The sequence below is a fragment of the Rhodococcus sp. I2R genome (assembly GCF_020889545.1).
Lineage (GTDB): Bacteria > Actinomycetota > Actinomycetes > Mycobacteriales > Mycobacteriaceae > Rhodococcoides.
In genome coordinates, this window is sequence record NZ_JAHUTG010000016.1 from 83,471 (window position 1) to 105,151 (window position 21,681).

Here is a 21,681-nt window from a genome sequence, read left to right on the forward strand (position 1 = left end):
TCGTGACCGCCGAATCCACCACCGGATCCGACATCTTCGAAGACCGCCGACTCGCTCGCAATCCGATCGCGATCGTCGGCATGTCCGGATTGTTCCCGAAAGCTACGAGCCACCGGGAGTATTGGCAGAACATCGTCGATGGTGTCGATTGCACCGAGGAAGTGCCGGAATCACGGTGGAGCCTCGACGACTACTACGACGCCGACAAGACGACCCCGGACAAGACCTACTCCCGTCGGGGTGCGTTCCTGCCGGACGTCGATTTCGATCCACTCGAGTTCGGGTTGCCGCCCAATCAGCTCGAAGTGACCTCGACCATGCAAACGCTCAGTCTGGGTGTCGCACGTGATCTGTTGTCCGACGCCGGTGCGACGGGGTCGTCGTGGTACGACCCCTCGCGCACCGGCGTCGTAATCGGCACGACGGGGCCGGTGCCCTTGATGCATCCGCTTGCTGCGCGACTTTCGACTCCGATCCTGAAAGAAGCGGCACGCAGCTGCGGTCTGTCGATCGAGGACGCCAACGCCATCGCCGACAAGTTCACAGCAGCCTTCGCTCCCTGGGAGGAGAACTCTTTCCCCGGTCTGCTCGCCAACGTCGTCGCGGGACGCATCGCCAACCGATTCGGGCTTTCCGGAATCAACTGCACGGTCGACGCCGCATGTGCTGCCTCGCTCGCGGCGTTGCGCACGGCTATTGCGGAACTGCTGGACGGACGTGCGGACACGATGATCACCGGCGGCGTCGACACCGAGAACTCGATCTTCATCTACATGTGCTTCAGCAAGGTCGGCGCGTTGTCGCCGAGCGGCCAGATCAGCCCCTTCTCAGCGGCAGCCGATGGCACGCTGCTCGGTGAGGGCATCAGCATGGTTGCGCTACGCCGACTTTCCGATGCAAAGCGCGACGGCAACCGCATCTACGCCGTCATCAAGGGTCTCGGTTCATCGAGCGACGGCCGGTCCAAGAGCATCTACGCGCCCCGTGCCGAGGGCCAGCGAATCGCACTCGACCGCGCCTATGCCGATGCCGAATGCTCGCCTGCTTCAGTAGAACTGTTCGAAGCGCATGCCACCGGGACCGCGGTCGGAGACCGCACGGAGATCGAAGCGCTCAGTGGTCTGCTGCGCGATGCCGGCGACGAGACCAGTTATGCCGGCGTCGGCAGCGTGAAGTCGCAGATCGGCCACACAAAGGGTGCGGCCGGTACCGCGAGCCTCATGAAGCTTGCTCTCGGGCTGTATCACAAGGTGCTGCCGGGAACGATCAACGTCGATGCCCCGAATCCCGGAATCGGGTCCGATTCCGCGCTCTATGTGAACACTGCTACCCGTCCGTGGATTCGTGATCCCCAACGACCAGTGCGCCGTGCTGCGGTGTCTGCGATGGGATTCGGTGGCACGAATTTCCACGTCGTCCTCGAAGAAGACGACGCGCCCCGTACGGATTTGCGACCGATGCATTGCACTCCCAAGGTTCACGTGTGGCACGCCGCTGACATCGATTCGCTGATCGAGGCTGTTCGTTCCGAGGAATCGATCGGCGGCGGCGAGATCGACAACGCCCATGCGCGGCTCGGGTTCGTCGCAGTCGACGACGAAAACGAGGCCTACCTGCGCGAGGTTGCCGTGGAGCAGCTGACCCGTAACCCCGACGCCGAACAGTGGAGTCATCCAGAGGGCGTGTTCTTCCGTTCAGCGGCGATGTCGACGATCAAGGTCGGAGCTCTATTCGCCGGTCAGGGAAGTCAGTACGTCGATATGGGTATCGAAGCCGTACTCAACACGCCCTTGGTAGCCGAGGCGTTCGATCTCGCGAACGTCGCCTTCACGGGCTCCGCTCAGCGATTGGGCAGAGTTGTTTTCCCACCACCGGTGTTCGACGACGCTCTACGTACCGAGCACGAGGCGACGCTGCGTCAGACCGAGTTCGCGCAGCCGGCAATCGGTGCGCTATCGGTCGGTCAGTATCGGTTCCTGCAAGAACTCGGGTTCACCGCAGATGCGCTCGCTGGGCACAGTTTCGGTGAGCTGACTGCTCTCTGGGCGTCGGGTGCACTCGCGACAGCCGACTACTTCACTCTCGCCCGTGCTCGCGGCACCGCGATGGCACCGAGGTCCGCCGGGGACAGCGGGACGATGCTCGCAGTTGCTGCTCACCGCGCCGATGTCGACGCCATGATCGAAGACCTCGATGACGTATGGATCTGCAACCACAACGCGCCGGACCAGGTGGTGGTCGGCGGCGGTCGCTCGGCGATCGACGATGTCGTCTCGCGTGCAGCAGAGCGCGGATTCGCCACTCGTGAACTCCCGGTGTCCGCAGCGTTCCACACCCCGTACGTCGCACACGCGGTAGAAGCGTTCGCACCGGCCGTCGAATCGATCGGAGTAGGTACACCCTCTGCTCCCATCTACGCGAACACACCCGGTCGCGAGTATGGCTCGAATCCGGCCGAGAACAACGCCACCCTGGTGGAACAGCTGATGAAGCCGGTCGAATTCGTGGCAGCCCTCGAAGCCATGCGCGCCGACGGGTGCAACGTGTTCGTCGAGTTCGGACCGAAGAAGGTACTCACCTCGCTGGTGAACCGGACCCTGGGCGACGATGTTGTCGCGATTGCCACGGACACCGGCCCCCTCGGGAACAGTGACCTCTCGCTCAAACGAGCTGTCACGCAACTCATCGTGCTCGGTCTCTCACTGTCCGACGTCAACCGATACACCTCGACGGCTCCGCTGGTACGCGCGGGAAGCGGCATGACGATCTCGCTCTCGGCGCCTGAGTACGTGCCCGATAGCCGCCGGAAGTCCTACGCGGACGCCTTGGCCGACGGATACCGGGTTTCCGCAGTCGTTCCCGCCGAATCGGTCGGAAGCGTCACTCCGACAACTACACGGGTCCCTTCCGTCGCTGTTCCGTCCACGCCCGCCCCGCCGCCAATTCGATACTCGGAGACGACCGTGCCTCAGCATGATTCCCATAGTCCACTGAACAACAGTCAACTGAACGATGGCCGAATCGAAGATCGGTCCACCGGTGAGCTGTCCGCCCTTGCGGCACACCTCGGCACGCACGATCGCTACCTCGATGGTCAGCTCGACCTGGCCCAGCACCTCGCGGAGGCGTTGAGCGCCGACCACATCGACGCCAGCATGCTCCGCGCGATCGAGGCGGTCAAGGACCACGGAGTGGCAATCAGTCACAGTCATACCCGAGCGACGGAGGTGCTCGGCCGCATCGCTGAGTTGGAAATCGGGGGCAGCGTCGGCGAAACGAATCCTGTACGACGCTCGGTCGTCGGGGTTGAAGCACCGACGGCTGCGCGCTCGATCCCCGCGACTCCGGTACAGGCAGCGATCGCGCCCGCCACACAGGAGCCACACGTGGCACCGGCTGTCGAGATAGCGCCGACACCGGAACCCGTCGTCGCCCCGATTCCGACGGTTGTGTCGGTGTCCGAGGAAGCGGCTGGCGTCACCGCCGCACAACTGCGTCGCGCACTGCAGGACGTCGTCGCGGACAAGACTGGCTACCCCGTGGAGATGGTGGATCCATCGATGGATCTCGAGGCTGATCTCGGGGTCGATTCGATCAAGCGCGTGCAGGTGCTCGGTGCGGTGCAGGAGCGGTTCCCGTCGCTGCCGAGTCTCGGACCCGAGCAGCTGGGTACGTTGCGCACGCTCGACCAGATCGTCGACCTACTAGCGCAGTCGTCGTCCGGATCCGTCGCCGAGACCGAACAGTCGGAGTCCGACAGTCCGCCGGACACACCTACCGGGACATCAGCTGAATTACTCCTCGCAGCACTTCTGGAGGTCGTTGCGGACAAGACGGGCTACCCCGTGGAGATGGTGGATCCATCGATGGATCTCGAGGCTGATCTCGGGGTCGATTCGATCAAGCGCGTGCAGGTGCTCGGTGCGGTGCAGGAGCGGTTCCCGTCGCTGCCGAGTCTCGGGCCCGAGCAGTTGGGTACGTTGCGCACGCTCGACCAGATCGTCGAAGCACTCGGTGTGGGGAGTGATGTCCACCCAAAAGCTGAAGCCGCGGCTCAGGCGCCGCGGCATACCGTCGAACTCGTTGCACTCCCGGCCGTGGACCTCGTGGGTGGGCTGTTCCCGACCGGCTCGACCGCAGTCATCGTCGACCTCGCGGGCGGCGATGCCGATGCCGATCAGGTGTCGCGTCTGCTCGCCGATCGTGGATGGACCGTCAGCCGTCTTTCCCTTGCCGGCAGCGCAGATGAGATCGAGAAGACTCTGAAGTCTGCGTTCGAGAACGAGGTGACGCTGGCCTTGGTCATTGCGGGTGCTACCACCGAGTGGTCCGCGGCGAGTGACCGGTTGACCGCTGCCTTGCTCGCTGCCAAGCACTGCTCTCCCAGTCTGGAACGCTCCGAGGCGGTTCGGTCGGCGTTCGTGACGTTGACGCGGCTCGACGGTGCGTTCGGCTTCGCCGGGACCGTGGATCCGGTATCCGCCCTGATCGGCGGTGTCGGTGGTGTTGTGAAAACCCTTGCCGCTGAACGGCCCGGTCTGTTCTGCCGGAGTCTCGATGTCCATCCCGCAGCAGACATCGATGCCGTGGTGGAAGCTTTGCTGACCGAAATCGCCGACTCCGCGACCGACACCTTGGAAGTGGCCGTCGGGGAACACGGCGACCGTTGGACGCTCGTTCCCAGCCTCCATGGCTCTTCGTCGAAGTCCAGCGCTGTCGACCCGACACTCCCGCTGGAAGACACCGAGTTGACCGAATCGGATGTGGTCCTCGTGACGGGAGGCGCACGTGGAGTGACAGCGATCTGCGCTCGCGAGCTCGGACGGCAGACCGAATCACGATTCGTTCTCCTCGGGCGCACCGAACCCGATCCCGAACCGTCCTGGGCGGTTGGCGTCGACGACGCCGGCCTGCAGAAGGCGGCGCTCTCTGCGATGGCAGGCTCGGGGGCCACCCCGCGCGACATCGGACGTGCATGCGCGGCCGTCCGAGCCGGCCGCGAGATCGCCGAAACGCTGGGCGAACTCGGTGAACGAGCGCGGTACATCGCGGTCGACGTCACCGACGTCGACGCGGTCCGGGAGGCACTGGAGTCGCTTGCGTCCGAGATCACCGTCCTGGTGCACGGTGCCGGCGTACTCGCCGACTCGCCGATCGCAGCCAAGACAGTCGCGGACATCAATCGGGTCCTTGCCCCGAAGATCAACGGGCTCGGAGCCGTCCTGGAGGCCCTCGATTCGGAGAACGAGACCTCGCCGCTCCGCAAGATTCTGCTCTTCACCTCGGTCGCCGGTCTGTACGGCAACTCAGGGCAATCCGATTACGCCGCAGCCAACGAAGCACTCACCCGCTTCGCTGCCGCACATGTCACCTCCCGACCGGATCGCCACGTCACGGCGATCGATTGGGGCGCGTGGGACGGCGGGATGGTGACACCGGAGCTGCGCAAGCACTTCATCGAACGTGGTGTGTCTTTGCTGGATCCCGATGTCGGTGCGCGTGCATTCGTCGAGCAGTTCACACCGACTCAGCGCGATGACGTCGTGGTGCTGATCGGAGAGGCCGAGTCACTGAGCGACGGTCCGCAATCACTCGGGGAACCGTTCGTTGCTACCCGGACCCTCGGTGATCTGAGCGAAAACCCGCTGGTGCAGGCGCATCGGATCGGGGAGCATGCGGTGCTTCCTGCCACCTTCGGTCTCGGTGCCATGATCAACGTCGTCGAGCGCGCCTACCCGGGTCGGTATGTCATATCGGTACGGGACTTTCACGTGCACAAGGGAATCGTGTTCGACCACCCGATCGAATCGATCGATATCCGAGTCACTCCCGACGACGAACAGGCAGTGCGAGTAGTCGTCACCAGCCGAGTGGACAGCGCGAAAGGTGACTCGAAGTCGCTGTCCCACTACGTGGCAACGATGGACCTCGGTCGATACCCCTCGGAGATGCCGCGGGTTCGTCCGCCTCGGTTCGGAGGCGGTGTACCCGCTGACGAGTTGTACCGTGATGCCCGCCAATTCCACGCCCCACTGCTACACGGAATGCGTCGGATTCTCGCGGACTCGGACACCGAGCTGGTCATCGAATGCGAACTCGGCGGCGAGCCTTTCGCGCTCGGTGCCTATGCGGGAGCGCTGCACAACCCCGTGCTTGCCGACGTCATTCTCCAGGGGCCACCTGTACTTGGACATCGGTTGCTGAATTCGGCATGCCTTCCACTCGGTATCGGCCGAATCGACTACTACGCACCGCTGCCGATGGGGTCGCCCTACGCTGTGGTCGTCGACAATCCGCGTGCCGGCGCGGTCGACGTGACGCTCGATGCCACCGCGATCGGCCCTGACGGCACCATTCTGCAGAAATACGCAGATGTGTCTGTGGTCACGACACCCCAGTTGTCCGACATGTTCCGCGAATCAGTGAGGCATTGGATCAAATCATGAACGTTCAATTCACACGAGACAATGCGGCACTCGCATTCGACGGCGAGCCGTTCGACCCCCTCGGCGCCTCTGTGGTTTCAACGCCTCTGGCACCCGAGGCCACAGCGAGTGCGCCATCGCGCGTTCCGTCAACGGGCGTCAGGGGAGCGGCGAGCACGGGAAGACTGAATCAGTTACACGAGCTGCGAATTGCGGTGACCGAGGCCCATCGCGCGCATCTCGATTCCCATACGAACGTCCAGTACGCGCTTCTGCGGGCGGCTCGCGTTGCGACCGCACCGGTGCGCCCGCCCTCGACAGGAGCGGTCGCAGCAGTTGAAGGTGCATTCAAGCCGCTGGTCCGCGCGGGTCGCCGGTCGCTGGATCGTGATGCACTGGAATCGTTGGCGCGGGGCGAAATCGCTGGTGTGTTCGGAGCGCGATACGACCAGGCAGGAGCCAACCCGAATGTTCGGATCGCAGCGGCGTCACCGCTTGCGTTGACGTCGGTCACCGACATCGATCTACGCGGCGGTACGTTGAACCGCGGACGGCTGCGCGCGCAGTTCGATGGTGACGCCACGTCAGCGGCAGTGCAGGCAGTCGAGACGTTCGTCCTGTTCGCCGGGTTGCATCTGTGTATGGCCGATGTGACTCTCACGGCAGCGGAACCGGCGCGTCTCGATTCCGGTTCTACCGAGCTCGACGTCGTGGTGACCCAAATCGAACTCGTGCCGCGCCCGCATGTCACAGCGGAAGTGATCGCAGGAGACGGGCGCAGCATCAGCGTCACTGTCACTGTCACCGAAAAACCAGGTTCCCCGGTCGGTCCGGGAATCGGCGGTGCGTTCGATACCTGGACCGGACGAATCGGTCACGCCGGAGATCGAGTGCTGCTCAACGAGTTCCACATGGCGCACCTTGCGCGCGGTGACCAGGGCACGGCACTCGGTCCTGAGTTCGCCGGTTTCACCGGGCGTCGGGCGACACGGCTGCCCACCGGTGGTTTGCTTCTGGTCGATCGCGTCACACGGTTCGACGGTGCCCGCGGAGTTCTGGATCGCACAGCCTCCTACGACACCGAATACGATTCGCCGGCCGATTCGTGGTACTACGCCGACAGTGCCAACTACTCGGTCCCGCATTTCGTGTACATGGAGACGTCTTTGCAGGCGGCGCTGCTCATGGGGCTGTACGTCGGACCGACACTCATCGCGCCCGACGAGACGCTCAGCCTGCGCAACCTCGGCGGCACCGCCACCGTACTTCGCCAGGTGGACCTTCGCGACAAGACCATCGAGCAGTCGTCACGGTTGCTGTCCACGACGCTGCTTCCGGGCTCGTCTCTGCAGACGTTCGACTACACCCTGTCGGTGGACGGTGAACCGTTCTATCGCGGTGAGACCATGTTCGGCTACTTCAGCGATGAAGCGCTCGGCAATCAAACAGGGCTCGACGCCGGCAAGAACCGGCCGACTTGGCTGCAGACGCACAAGCCGAGCTCGGTCCGCACGATCGACGTTGCTGCGCGAAGGAGCGCCCCGGGATCGCGGTTGTGTTCGCGCGGTACGTTGGCGCTGCTCGATCTGATCGAAGTCGTAGACGGTGGCGGTGATCACGATCAGGGATACCTGCACGCGCTCCGTCGTATCGATCCGGACGACTGGTTCTTCGCCCGACACTTCCACCTCGACCCGGTGATCCCCGGATCGCTCGGTGTCGAAACGGCGATTCAGGCCGTGCAGGAGTGGATGTTGAACTCCCGAATGGATTCGGGAATGGCCGATCCGCGCTTCCTGATTCCAGCCGATATCGAGCTGACGTGGAAGTATCGTGGCCAGTTCCTGCCCACCGACCGTCAGTGCGAGTTGGAAGTCCACATCAAGACGGTGGAGCGGCGGCCTGGTTCCGTGGTCGTCACCGTCGACGCATCCCTGTGGAAGCCCGGTCTACGGATCTACGAGTTGATCGACCTCGCCGTCGAACTGCGCGACGGGCAGGTTCTCGGATGACGCGCGCGCTGGCACGTGCAGTGAGCGACGTGCGTTCGATCCTGCTCGATCTCGATTCGCCATGCTGGATCGTTGCTGATGCGGACGGTATCGGTGCGACGTCGGACCCTGCGGCCGTTGTGGGCGCTCGCGTCCTCAGCGCTGTCGCACCACTGCCGCCGACACAATTGGGCGACAGCCTGTTTCGCAAGTTCCACGGGGTTCGCTACTGCTATGCCGCGGGCGCGATGGCCAATGGGATTGCGTCCCCGGACATGGTCATCGCGCTGGCGCGAGCCGGATACCTCGCGTCCTATGGCGCCGCAGGAGTGGTTCCAACGCGGATCGATGCGGCGTTGACCACTATTCGTCAGGCGCTGGGCGATATCCCGTTCGCATGCAACCTCATCCACAGTCCGACGGAACCCGCGCTCGAGAAGGCTATCGTCGATGCATGCCTGCGGCACGGAGTCACCTGTATCGAAGCATCGGCGTTCATGAATCTCAGCCCAGAACTGGTTCGCTACCGAGTCGGTGGACTGACGCTCGGCAGTGATGGTCGAGTGCACCCACGGCACCGCGTGATCGCCAAAGTTTCGCGCGCCGAAGTGGCCGAGCTGTTCCTTCGCCCGGCGCCCGCGGCAATGGTTCGGGCGTTGGTCGAGACGGGGGAGATCACCGCCGATCAAGCACGTTGGGCCGAGAGCATTCCGATGGCCGACGACATCACCGCCGAAGCCGATTCTGGAGGTCATACGGACCGCCGGCCCTTGACGGTGCTGTTGCCGGACTTGATCGCGCAGCGCGACAGAATGGCTCGTGAATGGCAGGGCCCCACCGAAGTGCGGATTGGTGCGGCGGGAGGTATCGGCACCCCGCAGGCGGTCGCCGCTGCGTTCGCTATGGGCGCTGCGTACGTGGTGACTGGGTCGATCAACCAGTCCTCGGTGGAGGCCGATCAGTCCGAGACCACGAAGGCGCTTCTGGCGTCGTCCGGAGTCGCCGATTGCACCATGGCCCCGTCATCGGACATGTTCGAACTCGGTGTTCAGGTGCAAGTTCTGCGTCGCGGAACGATGTTCGCCGCACGCGCGCATCGGTTGTACGAGGCCTATCGTGAGTACGACGGCATCGAGTCCATACCCCCCGAGCGTCGCTCGGATCTGGAGCGCTCCATCTTCGGGCGGTCGTTGGACGAGGTGTGGACAGGATGCGTCGACTACTTCACCGAACGTGATCCAGGTCAGCTAGCTGGTGCCGAGCGGGATCCCAAGCGCAAGATGGCGCTGATCTTTCGTTGGTACCTAGGGCTGTCGTCCGGGTGGAGCATTCGCGGAGAGTCCGACCGAACTGCCGACTATCAAATATGGTGCGGTCCGGCGATGGGCGCCTTCAACAGCTGGGTGGCGGGAACCTATCTCGCCGCCCCGACCAACCGCCACGTCGCGGACATCGCACACAATCTGATGTTCGGCGGTGCCTACGCCACGCGCGTGGCGGCGCTGCGTAGCTCTGGACTGCGCTTGCCGGCGCATGCCAGCCACTACATACCGGAGTTGCGACAGTAGGTGCCGTAGGCAGGCAAGGTGTGGGAGTCCGGGTGTGCTGCAAAGCCACCCGGACTTTCTGCATCCAAGATTCGACAGTGCGCGTGTAGGGCGCACGGCCCTGATCTGCACGGCCGTGCAGATCAGGGCGCAAAGACAAGTTCGGGCAGGCTGAACACCGCTGAGCGATGAGCAGCCTGCCCGAACTCCGTGCTTGTGTCTTTACTTGAGGCCGGATCGTACGAACGCGTTGACGATGTGGCGTTGCAGCACGATGTAGAGCACGAAGACCGGCAAGCATGCCATGCCGGCCACCGCCATCATCGGGCCCCAGTCATCGCCCTCTGTTCCCATGAAGCTTCGCAATCCCAGCTGGAGAACCGAGTTGCTGCGTTGTAGCACCACTGCGGGCCAGAAGTACTCGTTCCACGAGTTGATGAAAAGAAGGATGGATAACGCTGCCAGCGCCGGACGCAGATTCGGCACCACGACCGTCCACAGGATCGACCACGACGACCTTCCATCCATCCGCGCGGCCGCCAACAGTTCCTTGGGGAAGCTGGTCATGTGCTGGCGCAGCATCAACACGGCGAGAACCGAGGAGAGTGTCGGTACCACCACACCAGCGAGTGTGTTGATCAGCCCCAGTTGGTACAGCAGAACATAATTGGGCAGCATGGTGACCTGGAACGGCACCAGCCACGTTCCGACGAACGCGAGGTACAGGACCTTCTGAAACCGAAAGGTGTACATGGCGAACGCGTACGAGGCGAGCAGTGCAATGAGTAGCTGCGCTGTCGCAGAGGCGACCGCGACCCCGAGAGTGTTCAACAGAAGGCCGAGGATGTCCACCTTGGCGGCGGCATCGGTGTAGTTCTCGATCGACAGGGGCCACGGGAACGGTGACAGCGAGTAGATGTCCTCTGGCCTGCGCAGCGATGTCGCGAACAGCCAGTAGATCGGGACCGCGCAGAGGAAGGCGATCACGATCAGAACTGCATGTCCCCGAATGCGCTGTATCACCGTCCCGGTCTGCCGGACCGCCGTCCCGGATTCCTCCTGGGCGTCAGTTGTCATGAAAGGTCACCCGTTCCGATAGCCAGACCAGCATGCCGGCCACTGCGCCGAATCCCACGAACAACACGATGCCCGCCGCGGCGCTCAGTCCAGCGTCGAAGCTGTTGAATCCGTAGTCCCAAAGCAGGTAGTAGATGTTCGTCGTGGATTGGGACGGTCCACCCTGGGTCAGCGTGTCGATCAAGGGGAACGTCCACTGCGCGCTGAGCAGCACGGTCATGAGGGTGAGAAAGACCAACGTGGGGGAGAGCAGCGGAAACGTGATCCAGCGATCGATCTGCCACCGCGACGCACCGTCCATCTGCGCCGCCTCGGAATAGTCGCTGTTCACACCAGCCATTCCGGCGGAGACCACGAGCACCGCGAATCCGAGGAAATGCCATCCGGTGATGATGATGATCACCAAGTGGGCCGTGCTCGTGTCCTGGATCCAGTTGCGGTCCGAACCCAGGACACGGTTGACCATCCCGGCGCTCGGATCGAGCAACCACTGCCACACCGCGGCCCCCGCGACAGGCGCGATGAGAAACGGCGCGAAGATGATGGCTTGATACACCACCCGCGAACGGCCGCGCACACCACGGGTCGAGAAGGCGACCACGACCGGGAGGACTATCGAGAACGGCAACAGAGCGAGGATCAGAACAACTGTGCGCCAGATGGAGTCTCCGACGGCCGGTAGTTCGAGCAACCGGCGGTAGTTGTCCGCGCCCACTGCCGTCATCGGTGACGTGGGAAGAAGATTCCACGAGTATGTCGACAACTGGGCGGCCTGCACGAGTGGGCGATACGTCCACACGACGAGGAAGAATATGGCCGGCGCCAGGTACAGGTAGGGCTGAGCCGAACGAAGAAGACGTTCGAGAACCGGTTCCCGCAGCGTGAGAACAGGTTCTGCAGGCATTCCTACGGTCTCGGACGAAGGCTGGGGATGGTCCAGAGCCGTGACGAACACCGCTTACCCCGCCCGGAGTGACAGTGCGGCCAGCTTGTCGAGGACGTCCTGCATCGATTCGTCGTACACCGCAGGCGCCGGCGTGGCCTCTACCGCAGTGGCGACGACGGACGAGCCGAACATGTCTACACGGGTGAAACCGAATCCGACCACGCCGCGATGGCGACCGACCGGCGGGACCGGATCGACTCGGTAGGACATCGCCGGCCCCACCCACACCGGAATGCCCGCGATCGAGCCCGAACAGGTGTGGTGGGAGTGTCCGCAGAGGACCATGCGTACGTCCGTCCCGAGAAGCACGGCCTCGAGGTGTTCGGAGTTCTGCAGCTTGAGCGAATCGACCGATGTCACCGGTGACGGGATCGGTGGATGGTGCAGGACCAGAAGCGTCCCGTTGGGCGCCGGTTCGGCCAGTACCTCGGTCAGCCACTTCAGCTGGCCTGGCTCGAGCCGCCCGTCGTGCCGTCCTGCAGTGGTGCTGTCCAAGACGACGATACGGACGCCCCGCAGGTGAACAACGGTGTCGATCGGCCGGTGCGCATCGACGGGAAGATCCGACGGCGACAGGTCGAGCAGCGCGTGTGCGAAGCTCTCCCTGTCGTCGTGATTGCCCATCGCGTAAACGACCTCGGCACCGAGTTCGTCTGCGGCAGGCGCGATTGCCTCGCGCAGTCGGCGGTAGGCGTCCGGATCGCCGTTGTCGGTAAGGTCACCGGATAAAACGAGCGCGTCGACGCGGTGCCCGGACGAAACCAGACGATCGAGCACTGTCTGCAGGTTGTCGAGCGTGTCGACGATACCGTGCACCTTTTCGCCTTCGCGGCCGATGTGGGTGTCGGTGATGTGAACGACTGTGAAGTCTGGTCCGGGCATTTCGCGTCCTTTCGTGGGCGGGCGTCGGATTGGTCGGTCGGGCTGTGAGGCCCGGCTACGAGGTCGGAAGAAGCTCTGTGCCCTGGTCCTGTGCTGCCTTCAGCGTGGAGCTGGGGTCCGCACCCTGGTAGACAATCGACTCGACGGCGTCCATCATTCCGTCGCGGATCTGCAGATAGTTGTTGCCAGGCATCGACACCCACGGCTCCATGTTCTCGAGCTGCTCGAGGTTCGGTTCGTTCAACGGGCTGCTCGCTGCCCAGTCCGCAAGGCCGTCAGGATCGTCGACGAGTCCGGTGCGCAGCGGGAGGTAGCCGATCCCCTGGGAGATCGTGATGTAGGACTCCTCGCTGGTGAGGAACTTCATCAACTCCCACGACGCGCGCTGCTTGGCTGGATCGGATGCGAAGGTGAACAGCGAGGCACCCGAATTGGTCGGGACGACCGGCTTGTCTCCGAACGACGGCATCGTGGTGGAGCGCAGATCCCAGTTGCCGGTGGCACCCTTGACGAACATCCCCTGGATTGCACTGGTCTCGAGAAGCATGCCCATGTCACCGCGGGCGAACGCCTCGTAGCCCTGCTTCTGGCTCAACACCGGTGTCGCCCCGTCGGCCACAAGCTGCTGGGCCATGGTTGTCGCTTCGACCGCTGCTTCATCCGCGAACTCGAGCGTCTTCCGATCCTCGGAGATCACGCGCCCCCCGTTCGACCGGACCAGGCTCTGGTAGCACCAGTCCTTCGCGGACTTGGTGAGGCAATCGAGGTAGACGCCGCCCTTGCCGGTGCGCTCGGCGATCGCCTTCGCCGCGTCGGCGACCTGCTCCCACGTCTCGGGCGGGGAATCCGGGTCGAGCCCGGCCTGCTCGAAAAGAGTTGCATTGTAATAGAACACAGGTGTGGAGAACACGAACGGGATTCCGTATGTGGCCCCGTTCCAATCGGCGAGAACGCGCGCCTTGGGAGCGTATGCGTGCTCCGTTCCGTCGAAGTTCTTCTGTACTTCGTCTTTGCCGAAGAGGTCGTCGAGCGACTTGGCGCCGAGCTGGTTGATCGTGAAGTCCAAGTCGCTGAAGCCGAGCTGCGCAACGTCCGGGGGCGTACCCGCGACCGTCTGGTTCTGAATGCTCGATACCGTGTCCGTCGCCGGGTTCGGGCTGTTGCCCTGCGGCTTCTGCGCGATGACCTCGATATTCGGGTGCTGCTCGTGGAACTCGTCGATGAGCGTGTTGAACGTGTCGGTCCACGCACCGGCGAGGCCATAGTTGTAGCTCTCGAACACGATCGACACCGACTGATCATCGGCCAGTTCCGGCACCGCCGCGGAAGCAGACGTCTCCTCCGTGGTTGTGCTGCCGAGACCCCCACATGCGGTAAGGAGGAGTGCGCTCGTGATGAGGGCACTCACACCCAGAAAGGTTTTGCTCACTGTTTTGCTCCTGAGAGAGGTTGGACGGTAAGAGGGATGGACAGCTTCAAGCCGTGAACACAGGTGTGTTTGCATTCACGTGCAAGTCTTGGTCGAACTCGGTGACCTCGTCGTCGTGTTGCCAGACCAACCGACGGCGGGTATCTCGGTCGAACAGGTGAATGTCGGAAGGATCCAGCTCGAGCTGGACCCGATCGCCGGCCTTGACACCACTGGGGCTGGTGACCTTCGCGCACAGGGTGTTCGGACCCACTGCGACGTGCACGAGCTCCTCGCCGCCCAGATACTCCACGGTCGCGACTGTGCCGGTAATGCCGGCAGCACCGTCACTCTCAGCGCAGTCGATCGCATTGGGACGAAGTCGAACACGCTCTGGTCGGACACCGAAGATTACTGCGCGGCGATCGACTACGCTCTGGTTCGCGATGCCCAGGGCTGCCGAGAAGTCCGTCGCTTCCGCGTACAGCTCGTGACCGCGGTGCACCACGTCGGCGTCCATCAGGTTCATCGGCGGCGCACCCAGAAAGCCTGCGACGAACGTCGATCGAGGGGTGTCATAGAGTTCGGCGGGCGTACCCACCTGCTCGATACGACCGGCGTTCATCAGTGCTATGCGCGTAGCCATGGTCATGGCTTCGACCTGATCGTGGGTGACGTAGAGGAAGGTGGTGCCGAGCTTGCGATGCAACTCGATGAGTTCGCTGCGGGTTGCGCTGCGCAGCTTCGCATCGAGATTCGACAGTGGTTCGTCCATGAGAAATGCGCCAGGTTCACGAACCATTGCTCTAGCCAACGCAACTCGCTGCCGTTGGCCTCCTGACAGCTCGGCGGGTCGGCGACCCAACAGTTCGGTGAGACCGAGCATCGTTGCGACCGAGGAGACGCTCTCCGCTATGGACTTTCGTGATTTCTTTTGAGTGCGGAGCGGGAACGCTATGTTCTTCGCAACCGTCAGGTGGGGGTAGAGCGCATAACTCTGGAAGACCATTGCGAGATTGCGCTGACGTGGAGGGGCTGACGTTATATCTGTTCGATCCAGCATAATTCGGCCGGTCGATGGCTGAGTCAACCCCGCCACCATGCGAAGAAGCGTAGATTTGCCGCACCCACTCGGTCCCAAGAGGACCATGAATTCGCCATCCGCGATATCGAGGGTGAGGTCGGCAATCGCATGCGTGTCCCCGAATTTCTTCGACACCGAAGTGATATTTATGCGACTCACCAGTTTATCTCCCAAGCCGTGCGTGTGATCAGTACGGAATATGACAACACCCGGTCATGTCGTCCAGGTGAACACCGATTCCCCGCATCACCGGAAGACACAATGCTCGGACGCTCTGATCTGCTTCGATAGGATTCGGCGTAGTTGCGATCGAGATCTTCCGGCCACGGCTGGTCGACTCTTTGCCGCCGCCATCTGCGAGTATAGAAATCTGCTATCAAGTGCCCTGAAAGCGTTTATCAGCTATTGAGCTGAGTAGCTTGAACCTACGATGTTCGAGTGACTTCGGATAGCACTACACGCGACGGAAGAACCCAATATTCAGATAGATCTCGACAGCGCACCCTCCTCATGGGAATCTGCGCAATCACATTCATCATCTACCTCGATACCAGTATCGCGCCAGTGGCAATTCCGACAATCACTGATCGCCTCGGCGGCGGCGATACTGCTGCCCAGTGGATTTTGGACTCGTACACCTTGGCGTTCGCTTGCTTGCTCTTGTCGGGTGGGTTGCTGGGCGCGCGGTTCGGTACGCGCAGAATTCTGTTGGGCGGGACCGCTGCATTCGGCCTCGCGTCGGTTGCGTGTGCCATCGCACCGACGATGGATGTGCTGATCGCTGGACGTGGACTGCAAGGTGCGTGCGCTGCGGTTGTAGTTCCGCTGTCCATCGCTGCGTTGACAGAGAATTTCCCCGACCCACGTGCCCGTGCCAAGGCCATAGGGATTTGGGGCGGAACCGCGGGAGTCGCGCTCGCCCTCGGGCCTCTGGTCGGTGGGGTGTTGGTGTCCTCTGCGGGATGGCAGTCACTGTTCTGGATAAACGCCCCGATTGCGCTGGGCGCCTGGATCGCGCTGCGCATGTCGAGTCGCGTCGAATCAGTCGCGCGCAGAGGAAAAGTCGACGTGATCGGACAAGTCTTCTTCGTTGCGGTCGGTGCCGGGGCGACGCTGGCACTCGTAGAGGGTCCGCATCAGGGTTGGACGCACCCCTTCGTCCTGTTCGCTACGGCGGTGGCCGCCGCAGCGCTCATGCTTTTCGTCTGGTGGGAACGTCGCACCGAGACGCCGATGCTGCCCCCCGGGTTGTTGCGCATCCCCGAAGTGTTCGTTGCCTGCGCTGTCAATTTCTTCGGGCTTTTCGGCCTCTACGGCGTGCTGTTCATACTGACTCTGCATCTACAAGGCGCCTTGGGACTGAGTCCGATGGAGACAGGACTGCAGTTCCTTCCGCTCTTCGGTGCCATCGGGGCCGGCTCGCTCGGGGCATCGTACGTCGCCGGTCGCCTCGGAATCAGGGCGACGATGCTGGTGGGGCTCGGTTCGATCTGTGTCGGACTGCTCGGGCTGATGTCTATTCCGGCGGGGATGCCGTTCGCGGTGTACGGCGTAGCGCTCGCACTGCTCGGCATCGGAATCCCGTTGTCCGGTGGCGTGGTAGCCATCGCCGCGATGGTGAACGCAGTACCGACGGAGTGGGTGGGCGCCGCATCTGGCGCAATGAACACCTTCAGACAGTTCGGCGCTGTGTTCGGGGTCGCCATCGCGGCCATCGCGTCACCTCGCGTGGGTAGCGAGGTGACGTCGATGTCCGCGACATTCGCAATCGCTGCGTTGGGAGCATTGGCAGGGGTCATCATGACCGTTGTAGCGCTTCGACCGTCAAAGGCGAAGGAGCGTCGAGGTCAAGCGACGTAGTCGCCGGTCCGGATCCAGTCGGATGCGACCGCTGCGATTGCCCCGGAGTCCTTGATCCATTCGAAGTGGTCGCGATGGGTTACCGGAGAATCTCCGTCGATGTGCCAGCGTGTGACCGGTGACGAAGTCATCCTGGATTCGAGGAAGTCGACGTTCGACTTGGGCCCGAGGAGGTCCTCTTCCAGCGATATTGCGAAAACAGGTGTCGTCATCGCCGCAAGCAGGCGGTCGTAGTTGCGAGACGAGCCAGCTGGACGGTACCGGCTGGTCAGCGAATGTCGAGACCAATCGACCATGACGCGCCCTGCCATGGCTCCGGGGATGAGAACTCCCCCCGGCCAATGCCCTTTGAATCGTGCAACGAGTCCGATCCACTGAATGTCGCGTAGTGCCTCGAACCAGCGACGCATACCGAAAGCGCGCCAGTAGACCGTTCCGGTGCCGATCACAGTGACGCTATCGACAGCCCCAGGTTCGGCAGCTGAATAGAGCAGCGCGAGTTGCCCGCCGAGGCTGTGGCCGAACAGATGAATGTCGCTGTCTACGAATGTCTCTCGAATCACCGCATTGATTGCCGGGAGGTCGGTCTCTATCATCTCGCGGTAGCCGAAGTTCGGCTGCTCGAGCAGTGGGGGCTTGCTCTCGCCCTGCCCGCGCAGATCGCACAGTGCCACCGAAAAACCCTGACCATGAAATGCTTTGGCAAGGTGCATGTAGTGCTTCGCCTTCATGACCATGGCAGGAAGAATCAACACGACCGGTGCCGACGGATCGACAGCCCGCAGAATTCGGACGGTGAAGTTGATGTCTCCCGAGACGGTGACAGGCAGCGCCTCGAGCGTGGAGTACTCCGACGGACGACGGGTTCCCGAGGTTGCAGACATCTTGCTCACCCCTGCCCGTCGGTGACGACGACGTCGCACACGTAGTCGAACGTGAACTTGGCGACGGTTGTGTCCTCGTCGTTCAAGACCGTGACCTTGCCGGTGAGTTCGAATCGTTGGTTGGATGTGGCCCCGAGAATCGCCCTCAACTCGCGCTCGTCGACCGTCGCAATTGCTCGGATGTGCCCGCTGGCTGGCTTTCGGTAGGACGCGGTCGCCCCGCGCACCACGAGACTGTCGATGAGGTGCAGGCCGGTGGCAGCTGCGCCGGCAACGGCAGCAGCTCCTGCGATGTCAGCTGCTGTGAACAGCGCCCCCGCGTGCACGGTGCCCATGTGGTTGACCACATGTGGAGCGTTGGGAATCTCGACGACGGCGCGGTCCGGGCTTATTTCGGTGATGGACGTACCGATATGAGCGCCGAACGGAACCAGCGTATCGGCGACGGATCGGAGTAGCTCGTAGTCGGGGGAATCGTAATCGATGGCGCCGAACGCGGCTGCGAACCTTCCGACGTTTCGGTCGGCAGTGGACAGGGACATGGTGTGCTCCTTTTCTTGTGTTGGCTGAACGTCAGCGGAACGGGCGCAATACTCGCCGTGCGATCGACCAGCGGAGGACCTCCGATGGCCCCTCGTAGATCCGAAATGCGCGTGCTTCCACCAGAAATCTCGCGACAAGGTGGTCTTCGCACACGCCGAGACCGCCGTGCAACTGCACTGATCGGTCGAGGATCCGCCACACTGCCTCGGATACGAAGGTCTTGGCAATCGATGCGCTGTGACGCGCATTCGAGGAGTCAGCCCCTTGAGTATCGATGATCTCGGCGGCCCAGCGAATGAGGCCCCTGGATGCTTCGATATCGATCTCACTGTCGGCAACGTGTGCCTGCGCCATTCCGTGATCGGCGATCGGAACGCCGAACGATGATCGGCCGACGATGTGGCGTGCTGCCATTTCGTGTGCCCGCACGGCAAGACCCAGCCAGTTCATGCAGAACACCAGACGAGACGGCGCGAGCCGAACGCCGGCGTAGAGCATGCCCTTGCCAACCTCTCCGAGCACGGCGTCGGCAGCAACCTCGCAGTCCGTGAAGGTGACTTCACAGTGACCCCCAGGGATGCTGTGGTCGAGAGTGGGCATACGACGGCCGACCTGGAAGCCCGGGTTGTCGTGGTCGACCAGGAACATCGTTGGGCCAGCAGGTGTGGCAGCAACGACGATGATGAAATCTGCGCCGTCAGCTCCGGTGGTGAAGTGCTTGTCGCCTGTGATGACCCACCCGGAATCGGTTTGCCGCGCTGTGGTTTGGAGCATCGATGGGTCCGATCCGGTCCCAGGAGCCGGCTCTGTCATAGCGATCGCAGATCGAGTCTCGCCGGCCGCGAGTGGCGCGAGGTAGCGCTCTTTCTGTTCGGTCGTGCCGGCATCTCGCAGCAGGTGGATGTTCCCGTCGTCCGGTGCGGAACCGTTCACGGAGAGGGGGCCGAGGAGGCTTGCGCCTGCGGCCTCGAGGACGAGTGCCTGCGCCCGCATGTCGAGTCCGAGTCCACCGTATCGAGTTTCGGACAGGGGGCCGAAAACTCCCGCAGCCTTCGCTTTGCGCTGCAGGTCGAGTCGCAGGGCATCGTCCACGATCCGTCCGTCGACGATAACCTCCCGTTCAACCGGGATTACATGTTCGGCAATGAACGCCGAGGTCTTGGTGGCCAGGTGAGCGGCCGCGGGACGGTCGATGCTGGGTGCGGCTTCGGGTTCTGGAAGTTCGCTTCGGGGTATTGTTCCGCTCTCGAGAGTGCTCATGGCCCCGAGTCTCGTTGGGCCTGTCCTCGAGGGCCGCCGTGATAGCTGATGCCGATCGTTTGAATCGGATGAAGAGAGTCGCTGTGCGACATGCGCGGCGACCGCATCAGACTCGAGCTGCATCCACTACTTGCTGCTGTGAGCAATCGAAGGAGTTCGAGACCTATGTTGGAAGCCGGCCGATTCACTGTGATCGTCGTCGAACGAACGCTCGAGGCCACCGACGTAGTCTCGCTCGAGCTCGAGCTTCCTGAGGGAGGCGTTCTTCCCGAGTGGCACGCAGGAGCGCATATCGATGTCGGAGTCGGCGTCGACGAGGTTCGGCAGTACTCCCTGTGCGGATCGCCGGAGAGCAGGCAGCGGTGGCGAATCGGCGTACTGAACGAGCAAGGCGGCCGGGGTGGTTCGAGGTTCTTGCACGAGCACGCGCATCCCGGCGCTACGCTGTCGGTGTCGATGCCGCGCAACAACTTTCCGCTTGTCGAAGCTGCACGGTATGCGTTCGTTGCCGGGGGTATTGGAATCACCCCACTGATCCCGATGATCGCAGCGGTGGAGCGGGCCGGTGCTGACTGGCGCTTGTTCTATGGCGGACGGTCCCGCGCGACAATGGGGTTCACCGAGGAACTGTCAGCGTACGGGGATCGCGTGGCCATTCTCCCGCAGGACGAGGTCGGACTCCTTCCGCTGGCGGAGATCGTGACCGGAGTGGGTCCGCAGACGGAGATCTACTGCTGTGGACCGGAACCGCTACTTGCGGCGGTCGAGAGTATCGCCGAGGGCAGCTTGCATGTCGAACGATTCGCTCCCCGAGCGAACGCATTCGACGGGCCGGATGTCCCGTTCGACGTTCGGATCGCGAGCACTGGCAAAGTGATTCGCGTCGAGTCCGAACAGACGTTGGCAGACGCGCTGGAGCGATCGGGTGTGTCGGTGTCGACGTCATGCCGAGAGGGCACCTGTTCCACTTGCGAGATCAAAGTTCTCGATGGCGTTCCGATTCATCGTGACTCCGTGCTCTCCGACGAGGAACGCGCTCGTGGGGAGTCGATGATGGTGTGCGTCTCTCGCGCCTCGGCATCGTCCGTTCTCTTGCTTGATCTTTGAGCTTTCCTCTTTCCTTGCGTTCGACTTTGCTGACCATTTCAGATCGGTCACACCCTGCGAGCGCCCGAAGCGTATCGACCGTAGAACTTATACCTATCGAGGAGCCACGGTGTTCAAGCGGATTGCAGTAGTCAACAGGGGTGAGGCGGCGGTTCGCCTGATCAGGGCTGTGAAGGAACTCAACGCCGAGTACGACTACGGTATCCGGACGGTGGCGTTGCATACCGATTCCGAGCGGCGGGCGATGTTCGTGCGTGCTGCGGATGAGGCGGTGGTGTTGCGTAAGCCGGAGGTGGGTTCGGCGTATCTCGATCATGGTGAGCTCGAGCGTGCGTTGGTCGAGTCCGGTGCGGACGCGGTGTGGGTGGGCTGGGGTTTCGTGGCGGAGGATCCGGCGTTCGCCGATCTGGTGGCCCGGTTGAACATCACCTTCATCGGGCCTTGCGCTGATGCGATGCGTCTGTTGGGGGACAAGGTCGAGGCGAAGCTTTTGGCGGAGAAGGTCGGTGTCCCGGTCGCACCGTGGTCCGGTGGTCCGGTGCACACCCGCTCCGATGCCCGCCGTCACGCGGCGGCGATCGGGTATCCGTTGATCATCAAGGCCCGCTCCGGCGGCGGCGGGAGAGGAATCCGCAAGGTCTTCGCCGAGGACGAACTCGAACTCGCT

General features: G+C 62.9%; 14 protein-coding genes. 6 read left to right on the forward strand and 8 right to left on the reverse strand.

What is annotated here, in order from left to right; all coding sequences use genetic code 11:
- The first annotated feature begins 2 nt into the window (after window positions 1-2).
- The 3 genes from KVY23_RS17245 to KVY23_RS17255 are packed head-to-tail and all read left to right on the forward strand — an operon-like array spanning window position 3 to window position 9,984.
- Window positions 3-6,446 carry a type I polyketide synthase gene (locus KVY23_RS17245; protein WP_230557572.1) on the forward strand — a complete coding sequence of 2,148 codons (6,444 nt, stop codon included), beginning with the start codon at window positions 3-5 and terminating at the stop codon, window positions 6,444-6,446.
- Window positions 6,443-8,437: a beta-ketoacyl synthase gene (locus tag KVY23_RS17250; RefSeq protein WP_230557573.1), complete on the forward strand. Its 1,995-nt coding sequence runs from the start codon at window positions 6,443-6,445 to the stop codon at window positions 8,435-8,437. Before KVY23_RS17245 ends, KVY23_RS17250 begins: the two co-directional genes overlap by 4 nt.
- Window positions 8,434-9,984, forward strand: a complete 1,551-nt coding sequence (locus KVY23_RS17255; RefSeq protein WP_075837262.1) for a PfaD family polyunsaturated fatty acid/polyketide biosynthesis protein — start codon at window positions 8,434-8,436, stop codon at window positions 9,982-9,984. Before KVY23_RS17250 ends, KVY23_RS17255 begins: the two co-directional genes overlap by 4 nt.
- A gap of 201 nt (window positions 9,985-10,185) precedes the next feature.
- On the opposite strand, the gene KVY23_RS17260 is transcribed toward KVY23_RS17255, so the two are convergent.
- From KVY23_RS17260 to KVY23_RS17280, 5 genes are read right to left on the reverse strand one after another with little or no spacing between them, the layout of a single operon-like run.
- A complete protein-coding gene (locus tag KVY23_RS17260; protein WP_230557574.1) occupies window positions 10,186-11,040 on the reverse strand; it encodes a carbohydrate ABC transporter permease in 855 nt (284 codons plus the stop codon).
- Entirely contained in the window at window positions 11,030-11,944 is a 915-nt protein-coding gene (locus KVY23_RS17265; protein WP_230557575.1) for a carbohydrate ABC transporter permease, read from the reverse strand. The genes KVY23_RS17260 and KVY23_RS17265 overlap by 11 nt, the downstream gene beginning before the upstream one ends.
- Window positions 11,945-11,998: 54 nt before the next feature.
- The gene (locus KVY23_RS17270; protein ID WP_230557576.1) at window positions 11,999-12,868 is read right to left on the reverse strand and encodes a metallophosphoesterase; all 870 of its coding nucleotides are present in this window, start codon (window positions 12,866-12,868) and stop codon (window positions 11,999-12,001) included.
- A 55-nt stretch (window positions 12,869-12,923) separates the two neighbouring features.
- On the reverse strand, window positions 12,924-14,297 hold the full coding sequence (locus KVY23_RS17275; protein WP_230557577.1) for an ABC transporter substrate-binding protein: 1,374 nt from the start codon (window positions 14,295-14,297) through the stop codon (window positions 12,924-12,926).
- A gap of 46 nt (window positions 14,298-14,343) precedes the next feature.
- The gene (locus tag KVY23_RS17280; RefSeq protein ID WP_230557578.1) at window positions 14,344-15,519 is read right to left on the reverse strand and encodes an ABC transporter ATP-binding protein; all 1,176 of its coding nucleotides are present in this window, start codon (window positions 15,517-15,519) and stop codon (window positions 14,344-14,346) included.
- Window positions 15,520-15,870: 351 nt separating this feature from the next.
- Here KVY23_RS17280 and KVY23_RS17285 point away from each other — a divergent pair, with 351 nt between their 5' ends.
- On the forward strand, window positions 15,871-17,220 hold the full coding sequence (locus KVY23_RS17285) for an MFS transporter (RefSeq protein ID WP_268995212.1): 1,350 nt from the start codon (window positions 15,871-15,873) through the stop codon (window positions 17,218-17,220).
- On the opposite strand, the gene KVY23_RS17290 is transcribed toward KVY23_RS17285, so the two are convergent.
- From KVY23_RS17290 to KVY23_RS17300, 3 genes are read right to left on the reverse strand one after another with little or no spacing between them, the layout of a single operon-like run.
- Window positions 17,208-18,104: an alpha/beta fold hydrolase gene (locus tag KVY23_RS17290; RefSeq protein ID WP_230557580.1), complete on the reverse strand. Its 897-nt coding sequence runs from the start codon at window positions 18,102-18,104 to the stop codon at window positions 17,208-17,210. The genes KVY23_RS17285 and KVY23_RS17290 overlap by 13 nt on opposite strands.
- Before the next feature lie 5 nt (window positions 18,105-18,109).
- A complete protein-coding gene (locus KVY23_RS17295; protein WP_230557581.1) occupies window positions 18,110-18,646 on the reverse strand; it encodes a YiiD C-terminal domain-containing protein in 537 nt (178 codons plus the stop codon).
- A gap of 31 nt (window positions 18,647-18,677) precedes the next feature.
- On the reverse strand, window positions 18,678-19,907 hold the full coding sequence (locus KVY23_RS17300) for an acyl-CoA dehydrogenase family protein (protein ID WP_230557582.1): 1,230 nt from the start codon (window positions 19,905-19,907) through the stop codon (window positions 18,678-18,680).
- A 165-nt stretch (window positions 19,908-20,072) separates the two neighbouring features.
- Between KVY23_RS17300 and KVY23_RS17305 the strand changes: the two genes are divergently transcribed.
- Together KVY23_RS17305 and KVY23_RS17310 are read left to right on the forward strand one after the other, a co-directional pair.
- The gene (locus KVY23_RS17305; protein WP_230557583.1) at window positions 20,073-21,014 is read left to right on the forward strand and encodes a PDR/VanB family oxidoreductase; all 942 of its coding nucleotides are present in this window, start codon (window positions 20,073-20,075) and stop codon (window positions 21,012-21,014) included.
- Between the two features lie 109 nt (window positions 21,015-21,123).
- On the forward strand, window positions 21,124-21,681 hold a 558-nt coding region (locus tag KVY23_RS17310), incomplete at its 3' end, for a biotin carboxylase N-terminal domain-containing protein (RefSeq protein ID WP_308071096.1).

Bases quoted from the DNA above. Each gene is read 5' to 3' on its own strand.
- KVY23_RS17250 (WP_230557573.1), top strand. From the start codon at position 6,443: ATGAACGTTCAATTCACACGAGACAATGCGGCACTCGCATTCGACGGC.
- KVY23_RS17255 (WP_075837262.1), top strand. From the start codon at position 8,434: ATGACGCGCGCGCTGGCACGTGCAGTGAGCGACGTGCGTTCGATCCTG.
- KVY23_RS17260 (WP_230557574.1), bottom strand. From the start codon at position 11,040: ATGACAACTGACGCCCAGGAGGAATCCGGGACGGCGGTCCGGCAGACC.
- KVY23_RS17265 (WP_230557575.1), bottom strand. From the start codon at position 11,944: ATGCCTGCAGAACCTGTTCTCACGCTGCGGGAACCGGTTCTCGAACGT.
- KVY23_RS17270 (WP_230557576.1), bottom strand. From the start codon at position 12,868: ATGCCCGGACCAGACTTCACAGTCGTTCACATCACCGACACCCACATC.
- KVY23_RS17285 (WP_268995212.1), top strand. From the start codon at position 15,871: ATGGGAATCTGCGCAATCACATTCATCATCTACCTCGATACCAGTATC.
- KVY23_RS17290 (WP_230557580.1), bottom strand. From the start codon at position 18,104: ATGTCTGCAACCTCGGGAACCCGTCGTCCGTCGGAGTACTCCACGCTC.
- KVY23_RS17295 (WP_230557581.1), bottom strand. From the start codon at position 18,646: ATGTCCCTGTCCACTGCCGACCGAAACGTCGGAAGGTTCGCAGCCGCG.
- KVY23_RS17300 (WP_230557582.1), bottom strand. From the start codon at position 19,907: ATGAGCACTCTCGAGAGCGGAACAATACCCCGAAGCGAACTTCCAGAA.
- KVY23_RS17305 (WP_230557583.1), top strand. From the start codon at position 20,073: ATGTTGGAAGCCGGCCGATTCACTGTGATCGTCGTCGAACGAACGCTC.